9 protein-coding genes are annotated in these 18,704 nt (G+C 71.9%); 4 read left to right on the forward strand and 5 right to left on the reverse strand.

The annotated features are described in order from the left end of the window. The first annotated feature begins 44 nt into the window (after positions 1-44). A complete protein-coding gene (locus OHA21_RS24470) occupies positions 45-560 on the forward strand; it encodes a DUF6879 family protein (RefSeq protein ID WP_328477426.1) in 516 nt (171 codons plus the stop codon). Here the strand turns inward: OHA21_RS24470 and OHA21_RS24475 are convergent. After that, a complete protein-coding gene (locus OHA21_RS24475; protein ID WP_328477428.1) occupies positions 548-5,929 on the reverse strand; it encodes a DUF3320 domain-containing protein in 5,382 nt (1,793 codons plus the stop codon). The two genes, OHA21_RS24470 and OHA21_RS24475, sit on opposite strands and share 13 nt — an antisense overlap. A gap of 429 nt (positions 5,930-6,358) precedes the next feature. Continuing rightward, positions 6,359-7,939 (reverse strand): bifunctional NAD(P)/FAD-dependent oxidoreductase/class I SAM-dependent methyltransferase, encoded by a 1,581-nt coding sequence (locus OHA21_RS24480; RefSeq protein ID WP_328477430.1) that lies wholly within the window; start codon positions 7,937-7,939, stop codon positions 6,359-6,361. Between the two features lie 79 nt (positions 7,940-8,018). On the opposite strand from OHA21_RS24480, the gene OHA21_RS24485 reads away from it, so the two are divergent. After that, positions 8,019-8,591 carry a helix-turn-helix domain-containing protein gene (locus tag OHA21_RS24485; RefSeq protein WP_328477432.1) on the forward strand — a complete coding sequence of 191 codons (573 nt, stop codon included), beginning with the start codon at positions 8,019-8,021 and terminating at the stop codon, positions 8,589-8,591. 1,147 nt (positions 8,592-9,738) lie between these two features. Here the strand turns inward: OHA21_RS24485 and OHA21_RS24490 are convergent. The 3 genes from OHA21_RS24490 to OHA21_RS24500 form a co-directional block, all read right to left on the reverse strand. Next, entirely contained in the window at positions 9,739-10,677 is a 939-nt protein-coding gene (locus tag OHA21_RS24490; RefSeq protein WP_328477434.1) for a phosphoglycerate dehydrogenase, read from the reverse strand. Between the two features lie 5 nt (positions 10,678-10,682). After that, a complete protein-coding gene (locus OHA21_RS24495; protein ID WP_328477436.1) occupies positions 10,683-12,191 on the reverse strand; it encodes a glycosyltransferase family 39 protein in 1,509 nt (502 codons plus the stop codon). 156 nt (positions 12,192-12,347) lie between these two features. Then, entirely contained in the window at positions 12,348-14,465 is a 2,118-nt protein-coding gene (locus OHA21_RS24500) for a PhoX family protein (protein ID WP_328477438.1), read from the reverse strand. A gap of 328 nt (positions 14,466-14,793) precedes the next feature. Here OHA21_RS24500 and OHA21_RS24505 point away from each other — a divergent pair, with 328 nt between their 5' ends. Continuing rightward, the gene (locus tag OHA21_RS24505; protein WP_328477440.1) at positions 14,794-17,289 is read left to right on the forward strand and encodes an alpha-L-arabinofuranosidase C-terminal domain-containing protein; all 2,496 of its coding nucleotides are present in this window, start codon (positions 14,794-14,796) and stop codon (positions 17,287-17,289) included. Between the two features lie 9 nt (positions 17,290-17,298). Further along, a complete protein-coding gene (locus OHA21_RS24510; RefSeq protein WP_328477442.1) occupies positions 17,299-18,699 on the forward strand; it encodes a glycoside hydrolase family 43 protein in 1,401 nt (466 codons plus the stop codon). Positions 18,700-18,704: the final 5 nt, after the last annotated feature.

Below are 18,704 nucleotides of genomic sequence, written 5' to 3' on the forward strand. Positions count from 1 at the left end.
GACCATCGTGATACGCGGTGTGTTCTTGGTGCGGGGAGGCCGATATGCGGCTGCTGCTGAACGGTGAGTACAAGGAAATGTTCCACACGTTCGAACGCTCGGCGTTCCACCTGGAGGTCGCCGAGCAGTACGACCTGCCGGAGGAGTCCGAGCCGCTGCGCCGGTTCCTGGCCGGCGAACCGGACGACTTCGCCTGGACGAGACCCTGGCTCGACCTGATCCGCGAGGCCACCGCGGAGGGCCGCCGGGTGCAACGGCTGCGGGTGGTCTCCGTGCCGCACGGCGACTACACCCGCTGGCTGCTCGCCATCTCCTCGCTGAACATCGAGGCCGGCGAGGACATCCGCTGGCTGGGGCGGGACCGGGTGAACGGCCTGCCGGTGGCCGCCGACGACTTCTGGCTCTTCGACGACGAACGGGTGGTGTTCAACCTGTTCGCCGTGGACGGCTCGTTCGCCGGCGGCGCGGAGACCCGGGACCGGGCGATCATCGCGCACTGCCGCCGGGTGCGCGACGAACTGTGGCGGGTCGCCGTCCCGCACGCCGACTACGCCCGCTGAGCCTCCGGCCGGCGGACCCCGGCGTCGTCGCGGTGCGGCAGGGTCACCGGGTCGGGCAGGTCCAGCAGGTCGTCGTCGACCGGCGCGGCGATCAGGCCGTTGCGGTGCGCGATCAGCCGGCCCACCGACACCAGGTCGTCCAGCATCCCGGCGAGACGGCTCGCCCCGGCCCTGTTGCCGCTCCACCCGAACAGCCGGCCGGCCGCCGCCAGCAGGTCCTCGCTCTCCACCAGGCCCGCGTCGAGCACCAGGTACTCCAGGGCCAGCTGCAACTCGGCGTCGGCGACCTGCTCCGGTTTGCGGGTCACCCCGTCGCCGGGCACGCGTACCGCCGTCATCGGCGAGCCGGGCGCGGTCACGAAGGCGCCGTCGAAACCGGCGCCGCTGGCCCGGATCGCGTCCTCGATCGCGCCGCGGATCGGCGGCGTCACCCGGCTGATCTCCCACGCCTCGCGGATCCGCTGGATCACCGTCGCGACGTGCACCGGGCCCTCCACCTCGGCGATCCGGGCGACCGTGCGGACCAGCAGGTCGCGGACCACGGCGTCGTTGACCCGCGCCGACTCCGGCAGCGGGTCCACCTCGGCCCGCTCGTACGGCAGGGCCCACTCCGGGGGCTGCGCCGGGCGGGCGGAGAGCACCTCCTCGTCCGGTGCGGCGAAGACGTCCGGGGTGGCCAGCGCGTTCTCGATCGCCACCCGCAGGCGGGACTCCTCCTCGGCCCGGTCGTGGTGCCAGGCGACGCTCCACACCCGGTGCAGGTGCCAGCCGAGCCCGTGCAGGACCTGGTCGTGCACCCGGTCGCGGTCGCGGGCCACCGGCGACAGTTGGTAAACCGGGCCGTCACACCGGATGCCGAGCACGTAGGGGCCGGTTTCGCGGCCGGGTTGGCGTACCCCGACCTCGATGCGGCATCGACCCGCGCCGACCTGGGCGTTCACCTCGTAACCCCAGCCCGTCACGGTCTGCAGGACACAGTCCTCGAAAGAGGTTGCCGGATCATGCGGTCCGCCGCCGGCATCGGCGGCGCGTTCCGCGTGATCGAGGTACGCAGCCAGCCGGCGCTCGCCCTCGGCGGCGGGTTCCTCGCGCTGACCGGCCGGGATCCCGGTGACCACCTCGACCCGCTGCCGGGCCCGGGTGATCGCCACGTTGAGCCGGCGCGCCCCGGTCGGACCACCGGCCGCAGCCAGGTCGGCGCCGGTGGACAGGATCACCACGTCGCGTTCGTCGCCCTGGGCCGCCTCGGCGCACCGGACGAAGAAGTCACCCAGGAACCGCTCCAGATCGGGGCGGCCGGCCAGGGCCACCTCGACGGCGTCGGCGACGGTGTCCGCCTGCCCGGCGGTCAGGGTGACCACGCCGAGCGAGAGGTTCGGCCGGGTGCTGAAGTGGTGCAGCACCCGGGCGGCCACGAGTTCCGCCTCGGAGTCCGCGGAGAACAGCTCGACGCCGATGTCCGGGCCGACCGGGTGCGCACCCGGGAAGGTGATCAGCCGGTCCTGGTAGAACGCCTGGTTGGCGAACTCGATCAGGCTCTCGTGCCGGCTGCGGTAGTGCCAGGTCAGGCCGAGGCGGGTGAACGCGCCGCAGTCGTTCGCCACCACCAGCACCGACGGCTGGTCACCGGCCGGCGGCAGCTGCGCGTCGTCGCCGGCCACGATCAGCGAGGTGCCCCGGTAGGCACAGGCCACCGCGGCGGCCGGGGTCATCCGGGACGCCTCGTCGATGATCACCACGTCGAACCGGGCCTCGGCGGGCAACAGCCGGCTGACCGCGGCCGGCGGCATCACGAAGCACGGCTTCAGCGCGGCCACTGTCTCCCAGGCCCCGGCGAGCAGCTCGCGGACCGGCAGATGCCCGGACTGCTTGAGGCCCTCGGCCCGGATCAGACCGGGCCCGCCGTCCGCGGTGACCGCGGGGCGGCGGGTGTTGACCGCCTCGATCACGCTCGCCGCGGCGTCCTGGAGCAGATCGGCGTCGAGTCGGCGGAACTCCTCGATCAGCTCGTTGCGCTCGGCCGCGGCCAGCGGCTGCAACCGCTCGTCCTCGGCGATCACCTCGTCCACCCAGGCCCGGTACGCGGCCCGCGCGATCACGTCACCCACCCGCCGGGCGTCGACGACATGGTCGGCGCAGTAGTCGACGACGGTGTCCAGACCGAACTCGGCGAGCGCCTCCCGCGCGGCCAGATAGTCGAACCACTCCTGCTGCCCGCCGGCGTCGTCGCGCAGATCCCGCAGCAGGTCACGGGCGGTCTCGTAGCGGTCCAGCGCGGTGGCCAGCCGGACCTGGCGGGCCGGGCCGAACGCCTCGATGATCCGTTCCCGGGCGTCCTGCCAGGCGTCGATGAGCGGGGCCAGGTCGGGGGCGCTGCGGCCGGCGACCAGGGTCTGCGCCTGCTCGTTGCTGAACGCGGCCTCGGTGCCGGTGCGCAGCGTGCGGGCCTGTGCCGCCCAGTCGATCGCGTCGCCCAGGGCCCGCTGGTCGGTGGCCCGGCCCCGGTAGAGCGGGCCGAGCAGGGACTCGTACGTCGGGGCGGCAGCGGCGAACGCCTCCTCGGCGTCGATCGCGGCGCGCCGGGCGGCCAGCACGTTCGTGGCCTCGGCGGCGTTCAACTGCCGGCCCAGCGCGTCGTCCAGCTGCTGTAGCAGCGCGGCGACCGCACGCAGCGGGCCGAGCTGGGCGCGCATCCAGGCGACAGCGGCGTGCACGCTGCCCTGGCCGAGTTCCGGGCGGGCCGCCGGGTCGGGTTCCGGGGCCAGCGTGGACCGCCAGTGCCGGAACACGTCGCGGGCCTCGGTGACCGCGTGCAGCAGCCGCTCGTCGGGATGCCGGGTGCTGACGTACTCGACCACCGCCGGCAGCGCCTCCGGCGGGGTGACCCGCAGCGCCTCGTCGACGGTCTGCAGGGCCCGGCCGATCGCCCGGAAGTCGGTGTCGAGCCGCTTCCAGTAGTGCCCGAGCGTCCCGGCGTGCTGTCGCTCGGCGGCGAGCAGTCCCTCGTACGCCCGCCGCCAGGCCACCGCCAGCGTCAGGTTGGCGATCGCGTCCTCGACCGCCACGTCCGGCGCGGTCAGCCCGGCCACGGTCTCCTTGTCCCGGCGGTGCGGGGCCAGCAGCTTGCGCGCCCCGCGGTGCACCGTCGCGAACCGTTCGGCCAGCTCCTCGACCGGCTCGTGCAGCACCGCGTCGGTGAAGACCTCCTGCGCCTGCTCACGCGCGACGGCCACCGCCTCCACGTGCCGGCGCAGCGAGGCCGCGGCGTTGTGCACGGCGCTCTGCGCGCCCGGTGCGAACCAGGCCGGCTCCGGCTTGTCCGGCCGGCCACCGAGGTCGGCGATCAGGTTCACCAGCTCCACGTCGGAGAAGGTGATCACGTCGGGCAGGCCGAGCCGGGTGGTCACCCGGTCCAGGTTGCGCTGCTGGTGCTCGAGCTCGTCGGCGTCCGCGGCGAACCGGCCGGCCAGCGCCTTCGCCTCGGCCGCGGTGAGCGCCTCCAGGCGGACCGCGGGCGGGTCGAGCCGCGGCAGCTCCGGGATGCTCTCCGACTCCAGCGGGGCGGCCAGGGCCTCGAACGGGACGCCGATCCGGGTGCGCACGTGGTCGACAGCCCGGCCCACCGCCTTGACATGCTCGGCAAGCTCCTCGGCGGCCAGCCGGACCGGCCGCAGCGTCGGCGCGGTCAGCCAGCTGTCCGGTACGCCGTCCGGGCGCCGGGCGGCGTGCGCGGTGATCTCGTCGAGGGCCGGCGCGTCGGCGGGCAGCCGCAGATGGAACGCGGCGGCCAGGTCGGCGTTCGGCGCGCCGGCCTCGGCGAGATCCTCCAGGGTGAGCTGAGCCAGGAACAGCGCGTCGTCGAGCGACTCCCGCTCCACCACCTCCCGCCAGCGGAAACCACTGCGCTCGGTGGCCGGCCGCCAGGCCTGGGCGAGGCGCTCACTCGCCGCACGGATCCGCTCCATCGCGTCCGAGGTCAGGGCCGCGGTCTGCAGCCCCGGCGCCGGTGCCTGCGGCACCTCCGCCAGCCGGGCCAGATCCCCGAGCACGTCATGCAGGCTGCGGCTGAGCGGTTCCCTGATCTCGGCAACGGCCTGGGCGTACGCGTTGAGCTGCTCCCGCCGCTCCCGCAGCATCTGCCGGTCGGTCTCGTCCATCCCGGGTCCCGGCAGCGGCACCGCTTCCAGGGCCGCGGCCAGCGCGGCGGCCACCTGCTTGCGGGAGGACTTCGCGCCGTGCAGGTCGAGCAGGTAGTTCCCGAGCCCCACGGCCGCAAGCCGCTGCTGAACGGTGTCGAGCGCATTCGCCTTCTCGGAGACGAACAGGACCCGCTTCCCGCCGTGCGCCAGCGCGCCGATCATGTTGGCCACGGTCTGCGACTTGCCGGTGCCGGGCGGGCCGTCGATCACGAAGCTCCGGCCGTCCAGGGCGGCCGCCACGCAGGCGCGCTGCTCCGCGTCGGCGTCGAGCACCAGCGGCGTGTCATCCGGCGGCGCGAGCACATCGATCTCGTCGGGGGTGACCGGCTCGAAGCTGAAGGCGCCGGCCGTGCCATCGGCGGCGGCGAGCGCCCGGACCACCGGGTGCGCAACCATCCGGTCCTCGTTGACCAGCAGATCCTCCCGGATCGCCTCGGTCGCCGGATCCAGCCGCGCCAGCACCACGACATCCGCGGTCCGCCAGCCGGGCCGTCCCGCAATCGCCGCGTCCACTGCGGCCCGCACGCCTGTCCCGCCGGCCACGTTCTCACGCGCCGCGCTCTCGCCGGCCGCCTTATCGCGCGCCGCTTCTTCGCCGGGCCTCGCACCGCGCACCGCGGCCAGGGCTCCGTCGACCTGCGGCAGTTCGACGCCGGCGCGCCGCAGCCGGGCCCGGAGAGCCGGGTTGAACACCGGGTCGCCCGAGCCGGCCCGCAGCCGCGGAACGTCGCCGGGGCCGAGCGCCACCAGCTCCACCGGGACGAGCAGGAGCGGGCTGGCGTACCCGGTGCCGTCCTCGTCCTGCCAGTGCAACAGACCGATCGCCAGGTGCAGAACATCGACCCCGCGGTCGGCCTGCTCCTGCTGGGCGTGCCGGCGCAGCCTGCGCAGCAGCGGATGCAGCACGTCGTCCGGCAACTCGGTCCGCAGCGCCGGGCGCTGCTTGCCCTTCCCGCCGGCGCCGAGCGTGCAGTCCCGCCCCTGGCTCAGCGCCTCGAGGACGCCGGCCGGGTCCGGGCCGACGATCTCGACCAGGTCGGCGCCGCCACGCGGCAGGTTGATGAGGCGGTTGGCCGCGCCGGGGTCAGCGATCCCGTCACGCCAGGCCGCGAGCGCGGCCCGGGCGTCATCCCCCGGGCCGGTGGGTCCTTCAGCATCATCCGGCCGCATGAGCCCATTCCAGCAAGGCGATCGGGGCCGCGCGGGCAATTCCCCCATATCACCCGCCGAACCCTGCTATCCCACTCCGCCACCCAGCCCTCGGCTGACCCCCAACGTCCCTTCCCACCCGCCGAAGCAGCACTCCCGGTCAGCCCGACCCCTCCAGCTGACCCCCAGCGTTCCTTCCCGGCCGTTGAGGCAGCACTCCCGGTCAGCCGGACCCCTCCAGCTGACCCCCAGCGTTCCTTCCCGGCCGTTGAAGCAGCACTCCCGGTCAGCCCGACCCCTCCAGCTGACCCCCAGCGTTCCTTCCCGGCCGTTGAAGCAGCGGTGCCGGTCAGCCCGGGGCTCGGGCTGACCGGCAGCGTCGCTTCGCGGCCGTTGAAGGGGCGCTGACCGTCAGCCGGCTGTGTGGCTGCCGGCCAGCGCGGGCCGGGGTCACGCGCGGCGGCGGGCCTGTAGGACAGCGTCGTGGATGGTGATCGGGCGGCCGTCCGGGTCCTTGAACGGGCGTGGCCGCGCCTCAGCCGCGACGATCTCCCACTCGGCCGCGGGCAGCGACTCCGCGATCTCCTCGGCCGTGAACAGCATGTCCGGAAAGTGCATCCGGCCGACCCCGCTGACCAGGTCCGACGGGTGGTGACCGACGATCAGCAGGGTGCCGCCGACGGCGACCGCGCCGGCCAGGTGGGCGTAGAGCTCCTGGCGCGCCTCCGGCGGCAGGTGCATGAACTGCGCGGACACCAGATCGTACGAGCGCTGCTCCGGAGCTTCGCGTCGCAGATCAGCGTGCCGGAAGGTGATCTGTTCGGCCAGCCCGGCCTCGGCGGCGTGCCCGGCGGCGCGGCCCAGCGCGACCGTCGAGATGTCCACCGCGGTCACCTGCCAGCCTCGCTGCGCCAGCCAGACCGCGTCGGCGCCTTCACCGCAGCCGACGTCCAGCGCACGACCGGCAGCGAGATCGGAGGCCGAGGCCACGAGCTGCGGGTTCGGTTTGCCGCTCCACACCGCAGACTTGCTGCGGTACCGCTCCTCCCAGGCGTCCTCCTCGAAGATGGTGGCGATCCGGTGCCGGTACTCGGCCACCGCCAGCCGGGTGTCCTCGGCGATCAGGTCCATGTTGATCGCCGCACCCGCCGTCTGCCCGCCCGCGGCCGCCACCGCGACGGTCGCGCCCAGGTTGGTGACGTTCCCGGCCACCCAGACCCCGGGGACCGAGGTGGCGCCCATCGGGTCGGCCGGGATGTGACTGCCCAGCGCGAACCCGTTCATCTCGAAGTCGACCGCTTTGAGGCCGAGCGACTCCAGCACCGCGGACCGCGCCACGAACCGCGGCCCGGCGGCGATCGCGTCCAGGGCCACCACCTCGCCGGACTCCAGCCGTACCCCGGTCAGCCGGTCGCCGCTCACCTCCACCGAGGCGATCCGGCCGGCCACCAGCGGAACCGCGCGGGCGGCGAGCTCCTCGGACTGCTCGACGCCCGGCGCCGCCTGCCCGTTGAGCAGGAACAGAACGTTCGGGCTGATCTGCCGCCACATCTGCACCTGATGCAGGCTCAGCGGCCCGGTCGCCAGGACGCCGATCCGCTGGTCACGCAGTTCCCAGCCGTGGCAGTACGGGCAGTGCGCCACGTCCCGGCCCCACCGCCCGGCCAGACCCGGAACGTCCGGCAGCTCGTCGACCAGTCCGGTCGTCACCAGCAGCCGCCGGCCACGAACCTCCCGGCCCCCGTCGAGGCTCACCCGGAACACGTCGCCGTCCCGGACCGCGGACTCGGCCCGCCCGTCCAGCAGCTCCGCGCCGTAGCCGGCGATCTCGGCGCGCCCGGCGGCGTACAGCTCGGCCGGCGACTTGCCGTCGTGCCCGAGCACGTTCTGCATGTGCGCGGCCGGGGCGTTGCGGGGTTCCCCGCTGTCGACCACGAGCACCGACCGCCGCGAGCGGGCCAGGGCCAGCGCCCCACTCAGTCCGGCGGCGCCGCCACCGATAACCACCACGTCGTACGTCTGCTGCTCCACAGCCTCTCCCCTTCCGTGCCGCGTCGTTCCCGCCCACCGTGCCCCAGCGTTCCGCGAAGCAGCAACTAAAGTTGCTGTTATGGCAAAAGCGCTCACCACCGTCGGCCCGCGACTGCGCGAACTGCGCCAGCAGCGCGACATGACCCTCACCCAGCTGTCCGAGAGCACCGGCATCTCGGTGAGCACCCTGTCCCGCTTGGAGTCCGGAACCCGCAAACCCACGCTCGAGCTGCTGCTGCCGCTCGCCGAGGCCTACCAGGTCACGCTCGACGAGCTCGTCGACGCCCCGGAGACCGGCGATCCACGGGTGCGGGCCCGGCCGATCGAGCGCGGCGGCCGCACGTACATCCCACTCACCCGCCGGCCCGGCGGCCTGCAGGCCTTCAAGCAGATCCTGCCGCCCGACCCGGCCGGCTGCGACCTGGAACAGAAGACCCATGAGGGGTACGAGTGGCTCTACGTCCTGTCCGGCCGAGTGCGCCTGCTGCTCGGCGAGCACGACATCACGCTGACCCCCGGCGAGGCGGCCGAGTTCGACACCCGGCTCCCCCACCTGGTCCTCAACCCTGGCTCGGAACCCGCCGAGATCATCAACATCTTCGGCCCCCAGGGCGAACGCCTGCACGTCCGCGCCCGCTCCACCACCCGCTAGCAACGCAAGCCCCACGCACCCTCTCACCCCTGGCCAACCGAACCACCAGGCCCGGCCAAGCCACCGGGTCTGCGACCTGCCGAGCTGCCCGGCCACCGGGCCAGCGAGCCACCGGGCCACCGGGCCACCGGGCTGCCGGGCTGCCGGGCTGCCGGGCCAGCGGGCTGCCCGGGCCACCGGGCTTCCGGGCTGCCGGGCTGCCGGGCGAGCGGGCTGCCCGGGCCAGCGGGCTTCCCGGGCCGGCGGCCGGCGGCCGGCGGGGTGACAGCGCTACCGCGCGGCCGAGACCGCCATTTCGGCCTGTTTGACCACTCAGCCGCAGGGGATGAGTGCGGGCGACAGCCGTAAGACACAGCCGAGCCCACTTCTTCGAGCTTTTCGATCATCCGGCTGGGAGCTGCGCACCCTTCAAGCCGCCGGAGACAGCCGCATCTCCCAGCCCACCCCCAAGAACCGGCCATATAGACCACCCGGCTGGGAGCTACGGCCGCCATGATGATCCGCAACCGGCAGAACGTCGCCGCCACTGCCGCATCCGGCCAGTCGGCCCATCTGCCGGGCAACCCGGCTGACTGTCACGGCTGCTTCCGGGCCCGGGAAACAACCCTCACCGCCAGCCGGGCAAACCAGCTGACCCCCACGGCTGCTTCCACGCCCGAGAAACGACCCTCACCGCCAGCCGGGCGATCCCAGCTGGCTCTCACGGCTGTTTGCGCGGCCGGGAAACAGCCCTCAGCGCCAGCCAAGGCGAACCGGCTGGCGGTCACGGCTGTTTGCGGGGGCGGGGAATGACGCTGAGCGCCAGCCGGGCAATTCGGGCAGGCGGGGTCGGCGGGCAGAAGGGGTCGGCGGGGCCGGAGGGCACGAGCGGTCGGCGGGGCCGGAGGGCACGAGCGGTCGGCGGGCTGGAGGGGGCGGCGGAGCAGGAGGGAGCGGCGGGCTGGAGGGAGCGGCGGGGCCGGAGGGAGCGGCGGGGCGGGAGGGAGCGGGCGGGGCGGGAGGGAGCGGCGGGGCGGGAGGGAGCGGCGGGGCGGGAGGGGGCGGCGGGGCTGGGGGGATTGCTTAAGCCCGGCGGGCGCGTTGAGGGCCGCGACGTCGAGGCTGCGTCGCGTCGTAGGGCAAGACCTGTGCGTAGCCCGTACCCCCGCTATTCGACGATGTTGCGCAGCGGGCGCCCCTCCTGGAATGCCTGCAGGTTCGCGGTGATCAGGTCGGCGGCGCCGACCGGGCGGCCGCCGGCCGCGTGCGGGCTGATGATGATGTTGGGTTCGTCCCAGAGGGGCGAGTTCGGGGGCAGCGGCTCGGTGTCGAAGACGTCGAGGGCGGCGCCGGCGAGGCGGCCGGAGCGGATGGCGTTGAGCAGGGCTACCTCGTCGAGGGTGCTGCCGCGACCGACATTGATCACCCAAGCGTGTGGCTGCAGCTGGGCCAGCACGCCGGCGTTGAGGGCGCGCTCGGTGGCCGGGGTGGCGGGCAGGATGGAGATCAGCAGGTCGGTGTGCGGCAGCAGTTCCGGGAAGGCCTCCTCGGTGACGACCGGGTAGCCGTGCCGGGTGCCGGCCTGCCGTGCGACCCCGGTGACCTGCGCGCCGAGGGCCGTGAGCAGCGGCGCGAGCGTGGCGGCGATCCCGCCGAAGCCCCAGATGACCACCTTGGCGTCGCGCAGGGTGCGGAACGCGCCGGCCTCGTGGACCGGCTGGAGCCCGCCGAGTTCGGTCGCCCAGCGGTGCCCGATCTGGGCGCGGATCAGCAGGTTGAGCCGGCGGGCGGCGGCCAGGGCGAGGGCGAGGGTGTGTTCGGCGACGGTACGGTCGTGCAAGCCAAGACCGGCAGTGATCAGCACGTCGGGCGCGAAGCCGGCGGCCAGCACCGCGTCCGGTCCGGCGGCCAGGGTCTGCACCCAGCGCAGGCTCTTGAGCCGGGTGGCCGCGTCGCTGAGCGTGTCCGCCGGGTTGCCCCACACCACCAGGACTTCGGCGTCGGTGTGCTCGTCCGGTACGGGCCGGCGCACGTCGTAGACGACCGCGGTGGTGCCGGCCGGGAGTCGCGGGTCGAGTTCAACGGTGTCGGGCAGCAGGACTTTCATGAGCGTCAGCTTGCCCGAGTCCGTTCGTAGAGCGCCAGGGTCGCCCGCTTCGGCTGCCAGAAGCCGACCCGCCGGTATTCGCGGTCGAGGAGTTCGCGCAGGGTGGGCCGGGCGGTGACCGGGTCGTCGCGCTGGTCGCCGAGGACCAGCCAGATCCGGCGGGTGCCGGTCACGCGTACGGCGTCGTCCGGGTACTCCTCGGCGATCAGCCGGGCTGATGCGGCGGACGGCACCCGGATCAGCGGGTCGGCCGGCTGGGCGGGCAGCCGGCTCAGGTAGTAGTCCATGCCGGCGCGGATGGCCCGGTTCTCGGGCGTGTAGACGACCACGTCGCCGGGCTGCTGCCGGTCGCCGATGATCCGCGCGGCGGCCCGGTAGTCGGGGCCGTTCTTCGCGCTGGGCGTCCGGACGGCGCGCTGGGCGGGCATCACGACGGCGGCGAGCAGCAGGAGGACGGCGACGATCCGTACCGCTCCGGCCCGGTGCCGGCGGCCACCGGCCAGGGCCACCGCGGCGAGGATCGCCAGCGGGGCGAGGACGACGAGGAGGTAGCGGGCCACCCACATCGGCGAGATCAGGGCGGACACCACGGCGAGCACGGCGAGTGGGCCGAGCGCCAGGACCGCGGTCGGGGCCAGCCGGCGCAACGGCCGCCAGGAGGCGAGGACGGCGATGCCGATCAGCAGCCAGGCCGCATCCCGGGAGCCGACGATCTCGCCGGGCATCGCACGGATGCCGGCCACGGTGATCGGCTGCACCCAGTGCAGCTGGGTGTCCTCCTGGTGCAGGCCGAGGTAGGCGACCGGCAGCAGCGGGACCATCGCGGCGAGGATGGTGCCGGTCCAGACCATGGCGACGCGGCGGCGCCGCGTGTGCCGCACGAAGAGGCCGACCAGGACGGCGTGCGCGGCCAGGGTGGTCAGGGCCACCAGGTGGAAGAGGCCGAGCAGGACCACGCTCAGGCCATAACCGGCCCATCGGTACGCGCCACCGCGGCGCACCGCCACGACCAGGAACAGCACAGCGAGCATCGCGAAGAAGCAGGCGAAGGCGTACGGGCGAGCCTCAGCCGCATATCGGGAGGTGTTCGGCAGCACGCTCAGGATCAGCCCCGCGGTGAGCCCGATCATCGGTGTGAACAGCCGCCGGCCCAGTTCGGCCGTGACCGCCACGCCGGCCGCCATGGCGAGGATCGACGGCAGTCGCAGCATCAGCTCGGAGGTTCCGGCCAGCGCGCTCCAGTAGTGCAGGAAGACGTAGTAGAAGCCGAAGACGGCGTCGATGTTCTGGACCATCTCCCAGATCTGCGGGACGGTCCGCTGGGACACCTCGGCGGAGGTCACCTCGTCCCAGCTCAGCGCGGGCCGGCCGGCCTGGACCAGGGAGATGCCGAGCATGGTCGCCCCGGACAGCGCCGCGGGCAGGAAACGGACGAACCGGTGGGCAGGCGGCGGGGCGACCGCGACCGTCACCCTGCTGGTTCTCGGTCGGTTCGTGGTCAGCACTTCGGTCACCTGTCACCTCCGGAGGCTCGCCTCGGCAATTGATTGCACGCAGATCAGGCCGCTACGGATCGGATTGGTGAGCGAATTCATCAGAACGAGGTCGGGTGGGAGCCGACGGAGAACGGCCGCGGCGTGACGCCGCGGCCGTTCCTGGAGAGAGAAGGGTCAGCTACCGACCGGGCGACCATCGGTACGCCACGTCACGATCACGCCCGGCTTGGCGTAGTCGCCGTCCGGCCAGACCGACGCGGGCTTCTCCACCGACGCGCCGCTGAGCTCGCCGGGGTGCTGGACCGCGACGAAGACCGACCGGTCGTCGTCGGTGATGAACGGGCCGCAGGTCTCGGCGCCCTTGGGCACGGTGAGGAACTGCTTGAGGTGGCCCCGCTCCCTGCCCTCGATCGGGGTGGCGAACAGGCCGTCGTTGGTGCCCAGCGCGTTGCCGTCGGTCGAGATCCAGAGGTTGCCGGCGCTGTCGAAGGCGACGTTGTCCGGGCAGGAGATCGGCGAGACGGCGTCCTTGTCGTACCCACCGAAGTAGGTGTCGGCCGCCTTCGGGTCGCCGCAGACGATCGGCAGCGACCACCGGAACGAGTCACCGGTGTGGTCGCCCCGGTCCTCGACGATCTCGAAGATGTGGCCGTGCTTGTTGGCGTTGCGCGGGTTGGCCTCGTCGGCCGGCGCGTTCGTGCCGACACCGCGGTTGGTGTTGTTGGTCATCGCCGCGTAGATCTTGCCGGTGCGCAGGCTCGGCTGCACGTCCTCCGGCCGGTCCATCTTGGTGGCGAGGACCGCGTCACCGGCGAGCCGGGTGAAGGTCAGCACGTCGGCGGCCGTCATGCCGGGCACGTACGACTTGTTGCCGGAGACCAGCTTGATCCAGACGCCCTTGCCGTCGAACTTGCCGTCGGCCGGGAGCTTGCCGGTGCCGTCGATCTCGGTGGCCGGGCTGTCGCCGGTGACCCGGGCGACGTACAGGGTGCCCGACTCGAGGAGCGAGAGGTTGTGCTTGCGCGCCCACGGCGAGTCGCTGTCGATGTACTTCTTGTCCGAGACGAACTTGTACAGGTAGTCGAACCGCTCGTCGTCGCCCATGTACGCGACCACGTGCCCGCTGCGGGCCACGATGACGTTCGCGCCCTCGTGCTTGAACCGGCCCAGCGCGGTGTGCTTGCGCGGCGGGGCGTCCGGGTTGAGCGGGTCGACCTCGACGATCCAGCCGAACCGGTTCGCCTCGTTGGGGTGCTTGGCCAGGTCGAACCGCTCCTGCGCGCGGTCCCACTTGCGGGAGTCGCTCGGGTAGCGGGTGGTGGTGTTGATGCCGTAGCGGTTGAGCTTCGGCTTGTCGGCCGCCGGGACGCCGTCGCCGCCGACGAAGTACTGGTTGAAGTTCTCCTCGCCGGAGAGCACGGTGCCCCACGGGGTGACGCCGCCGGCGCAGTTGTTCAGGGTGCCGATGACCGTGGTGCCGCGCGGGTCGAGCGCGGTCTTCAGGGCCGCCGTGCCGGCCGCCGGGCCGGTGAGCTTGAACTCGGTCTCCAGCGCGGTGATCCGGCGGTTGTAGGCCAGGCGACGGCCCTTGACGGGCACCCACTGCCCGGTACGCCCGACCCGCTCGATCTCGACCACGGACAGGCCGTGCGCCGCGATGGCCGCCTCCACCTGGTCGAGGGTGAGCGCGTCCTGGCTGACGAAGTTCGGGAACATCAGGTTCTCGTTGGTGTACTCGTGGTTGACCACGAGCAGCGCCCGGTTCTTGGAGCCGGGCAGCGGGATCACACCGACGAAGTCGTTGTTGTAGCCGAACTGCTTCGACTGGGTCTTGCCGGTCTGCTTGGCGAGGTTGAAGGCGGGGGCGCCGGCCACCACCGGGTCACCCCAGCGGATCACGACCTCGGTCCGGTAGCCGGCCGGGATGGTGACGGCGTCCAGCGTGTTCGGCTCGACGGCCTCGAAGCTCAGCTTGCCGGCCTTCTGCCAGTGGCTGGCGCCCAGCAGCGCCTCACCGACCGGCGCGGCCTCAACGGGGGCGGCCGCAGCGGGCCCCGCGGCCGCTGCCGCAGCGCCACCGAAGCCGAGCACCATCGCGCCGACCGCGCCGGCGCGGACCACGCCACGGCGGCTCATCTCGGCGTGGACGATGTCGCCGAGGTACGGGTTGTCGGACTTGTTCGGAACTGGGTGGTCACACGCGTTGCCACAGCGGTAAAGACAGGTCATCGCGTCCCGGCTGCCGCCGCTGTGTCCCAGCACCGGCAGGAAACGGCGAATCTTGTCGGACATTGTGGATCTCCTCGGTCTCACGTCACCGCACTCGGTGACGGGCTGACCGGACGCTAAGCAGCGCAGATGTGGCTTCCACTCAGGCGAGGTGCCGACCGAGTGAACGCGACATGAACGTCCGCTTCTGTGCAGCGCTGCAAGGATCGCCGCCGATTCTCCCTGGTGAACGTTAACAACAGGCGCGGCTCGCGACGGTAAAGGCTCTTTAGCAGCTGAGACATCGACGCTGAGCTCTTGACAGGACTGTCGATGTTTGCGTACACATTGCTGAGCTCGTCCACCGGAAACATCCCCGACATACCGCCCGGACCCGCACCGGAGGACCCTCATGCCCAGAATCCCCACCCGCCTCGTGGGCGCGGCGGCCGTCCTGGTCTCGCTCCCACTCGCGGTCGCCCCGCCCGTCTCGGCGGCCGCGGTCGAGCCGGACTACACCATCACGGTGAAGCCCGGTGCGACCGGCGCCGCGATCCCGAAATCGATGTACGGCGTCTTCTTCGAGGACATCAACTACGCGGCCGACGGCGGCCTCTACGCCGAGCTGGTCCGTAACCGCTCGTTCGAGTTCCTGCCGGCCGACAACCGCGCGTACACCGGCCTGACCGGTTGGACCGTGACCGGCACGGCTACGACGGTAAACGACGACCAGCGGCTCAACGAGCGCAACCGCACCTACCTGCGGCTCACCGCCCCGGCTCAGATCACCAACTCCGGCTACAACACGGGACTGGCCGTCGAGCGCGGCGAGCGTTACGACTTCTCGGTCTGGGCCCGCTCCGACGCCGCCGGCCCGCTGAAGGTCTCGCTGCACACCGCTGACGGCACGGCGCTGGCCGCGCCGATCACGGTCGCGGTGAAGAACGACACCTGGACGAAGTACACCGGCAGCCTGCGGGCCACGGCCACCAGCGACGCGGCCCGGCTGAGCGTGCAGGCGGACGGCACCGGCACGCTGCGGCTCGACGAGGTCTCGCTGTTCCCGCGGGACACCTACAAGGGCCGGGCCAACGGGCTGCGCAAGGATCTGGCCGAGAAGGTCGCCGCGCTGAAGCCGGGCTTTGTACGCTTCCCCGGCGGCTGCCTCGTCAACACCGGCAGCCACTACCCGTACGACGCGGCGAACAACTTCCCGCGCGCCCGGTCCTACCAGTGGAAGGACACCGTCGGGCCGGTCGAGACGCGGGCCACCAACGCGAACTTCTGGGGCTACAACCAGTCCTACGGTCTCGGCTACTACGAGTACTTCCAGTTCTCCGAGGACATCGGCGCGATGCCGCTGCCGGTCGTGCCGGCCATGGTCGTCGGCTGCGGCCAGAACCGGGCGACCGACGACGAGGCGCTGCTGCAGAAGCACATCCAGGACACCCTCGACCTGATCGAGTTCGCCAACGGCCCGGTCACCTCGACCTGGGGCAAGCTGCGCGCCGACATGGGCCACCCGAAGCCGTTCGGCCTGACCCACGTCGGGGTCGGCAACGAGGAGAACCTGCCCGAGGAGTACTGGGCGGCGTTCCTCAAGTTCGAGGCGGCGATCAAGGCGGCGTATCCGGGGATCACCGTGATCAGCAACTCCGGGCCGGACGACCAGGGCGCCACCTTCGAGAACCTGTGGGCCAAGAACCGGGCGCACGGCTCGGACATGGTCGACGAGCACTACTACAACAGCCCGAGCTGGTTCCTGCAGAACAATGCGCGCTACGACGCGTACGACCGCAACGGCCCCGATGTCTTCCTGGGCGAGTACGCCTCGCTGGACAACAAGCTGTTCAATTCGCTCGCCGAGGCGGCGTACATGACCGGCCTGGAGCGCAACGCCGACGTGGTGAAGATGGCCTCGTACGCGCCGCTGCTCGCGAACATCGACAACGTGCAGTGGCGGCCGGACATGATCTGGTTCGACAACGACGAGTCGTGGGGTTCGACCAGCTACCAGGTGCAGAAACTGTTCATGAACAACGTCGGTGACCGGGTGGTGCCGTCGACGGCCAGCGGCAACGTGCTGCAGCCGAAGCCGATCACCGGCGCGATCGGGCTCTCCACCTGGCGTACCGCCGCGGTCTACGACGACGTGAAGGTCACCAGGCCGGACGGCACCGTGCTGTTCAGCGACGACTTCAACGACGGCGACGCGGACGGCTGGACCCCGGTGCAGCCGCGCGGCACGTGGACGGTCACGAACAACGCGTACACCCAGACCGACACGGCGTCCGAGGACACCATGGTCAAGGCGGCCACGATCAGCGAGACCGATTACGACTACACGCTGAAGGCCACCAAGACCGCCGGCGCGGAGGGCTTCCTGGTCGCCTTCGGCATCCAGGAGACCGGCCAGTTCTACTGGTGGAACCTGGGCGGCTGGAACAACACCCAGGGCGCCGTCGAGAAGGGCGTCACCAGCGCCAAGGAGCAGATCCTCACCAAGCCGAACTCGGTCGAGACCGGAAAGACCTACGACCTCAAGATCCAGGTACGCGGTACGAAGGTCACCCTGATCCTCGACGGTCAGGAGTGGGGCAGCTTCGACGACAACAAGGTGAGCGAACCGTTCGCCCAGGTCATCACCGAGGACACCAGGTCCGGCGAGCTGATCGTCAAGGTCGTCAACGCGCAGGACAGCGCGGCGGTCACGAAGATCGACCTGGCCGGGCGCAGGGTGGCCCGGACCGCGCGGATGACCGTGATCACCGGTGACCCGGGCGAGCAGAACACCCGCTCCGCCGAGCCGATCCAGCCGGTCACCAGCACGGTCAGCGGCATCTCCTCGACCTTCACCCGGGAGTTCCCGGCCAACTCGGTCACCTTCCTGCGCATCAAGACCCGATAGGTGGAGCACATGAATCGTCGTACCCTGCTGCGGGGTTCTCTCGGGGTGAGCGCGGCCGGCGCGCTGGGCGCGCTCGCGGCCAGCGGCGCGGAAGGCGCGCCCCAGCTGCGCAGCGATGCTGAAATCTATGGTGTGCCGACCGTCGACCCGCTGATCACCCAGCGCGCCGACCCGTTCATCACCCGCCCGGTCGGCGGCATGTACTACTTCACCGGCTCGGTACCGGAGTACGACCGCCTGGTCGTGCGCGGCGCCGCGACGATCGCGGGCTTGGCCGACGCCGAGGAGACCGTCATCTGGCGGCGCCCGGCGAGCGGCACCATGGCCGGGCACATCTGGGCGCCGGAGCTGCACCGCATCGGCGGCAAGTGGTACATCTACTTCGCCGCCGGCGACTCCGACGACGTCTTCCGGATCCGCACCTACGTGATGGAGTCGGCGCTCGACGACCCGCGCGACGCCTCCGGCTGGACGCTGAAGGGCAAGCTGGTCACCGAGTGGGAAGGCTTCACGCTCGACGCCACCACCTTCAGCCACCGCGGTAGGCAGTACCTGGTGTGGGCGCAGAGCGAGCCGGAGATCGCGGTCAACACCAGCCTCTACATCGCCGAGATGGCGAACCCGTGGACGCTGAGGAGCAAGCCCACCCGGATCGCTACGCCCACGAAGAGCTGGGAGATCCAGGGCTTCCGGGTGAACGAGGGCCCGGCCGTGCTGATCCGCAACGGGAAGGTGTTCATCGCCTTCTCGGCCAGCGCCACCGACGCCCGGTACTGCATGGGCCTGCTCACCGCCGACGCCTCCGACAACCTGCTCGACCGGGCGAGCTGGACCAAGACGCCCGACCCGATCTTCGTCACCAACCGGGCCACCTCGCGCTTCGGCCCTGGTCACAACTCGTTCACGGTGGCCGAGGACGGGAAGACCGACGTGCTGGTCTACCACGCCCGCGACTACGAGGCGATCACCGGCGACCCGCTGTACGACCCGAACCGGCACACCCGAGTGCAGAAGCTCTACTGGCACGAGGACGGCACGCCGCTGTTCGGCATCCCGGTGGGTGCGGGTGGGCCGATCGTCCGGCTCTCCCCCAGCGACTCGCCGCGCTCGTTCGTCAAGCACGAGGGTGACGCGGTGATCGCCGAGCGGGCGCCACGGGAGCTGGAGCTGACCCAGTTCCGGTTCGTCGCGGCCGCCGACGGCACCGAGACGATCCAGTCGGTGGACCAGCCGGCGAAGTTCGTCACGGTCAGCGGCAGCACGGTGTCGCTGAGCACCACCGGAACCCCGGTGGTCCGGGCCGCGTCCCGGGACGGGGTGACCATCCGGGTCACCACCGGCGGCTATCTGCGGCACGCCGCCGGACAGATCACCGTCGGTGACAAGGCCACGGTGTTCAAGCTCAGCTGAAAGAT

This window comes from Actinoplanes sp. NBC_00393, assembly GCF_036053395.1.
In the GTDB taxonomy this organism is placed as follows: Bacteria; Actinomycetota; Actinomycetes; order Mycobacteriales; family Micromonosporaceae; genus Actinoplanes.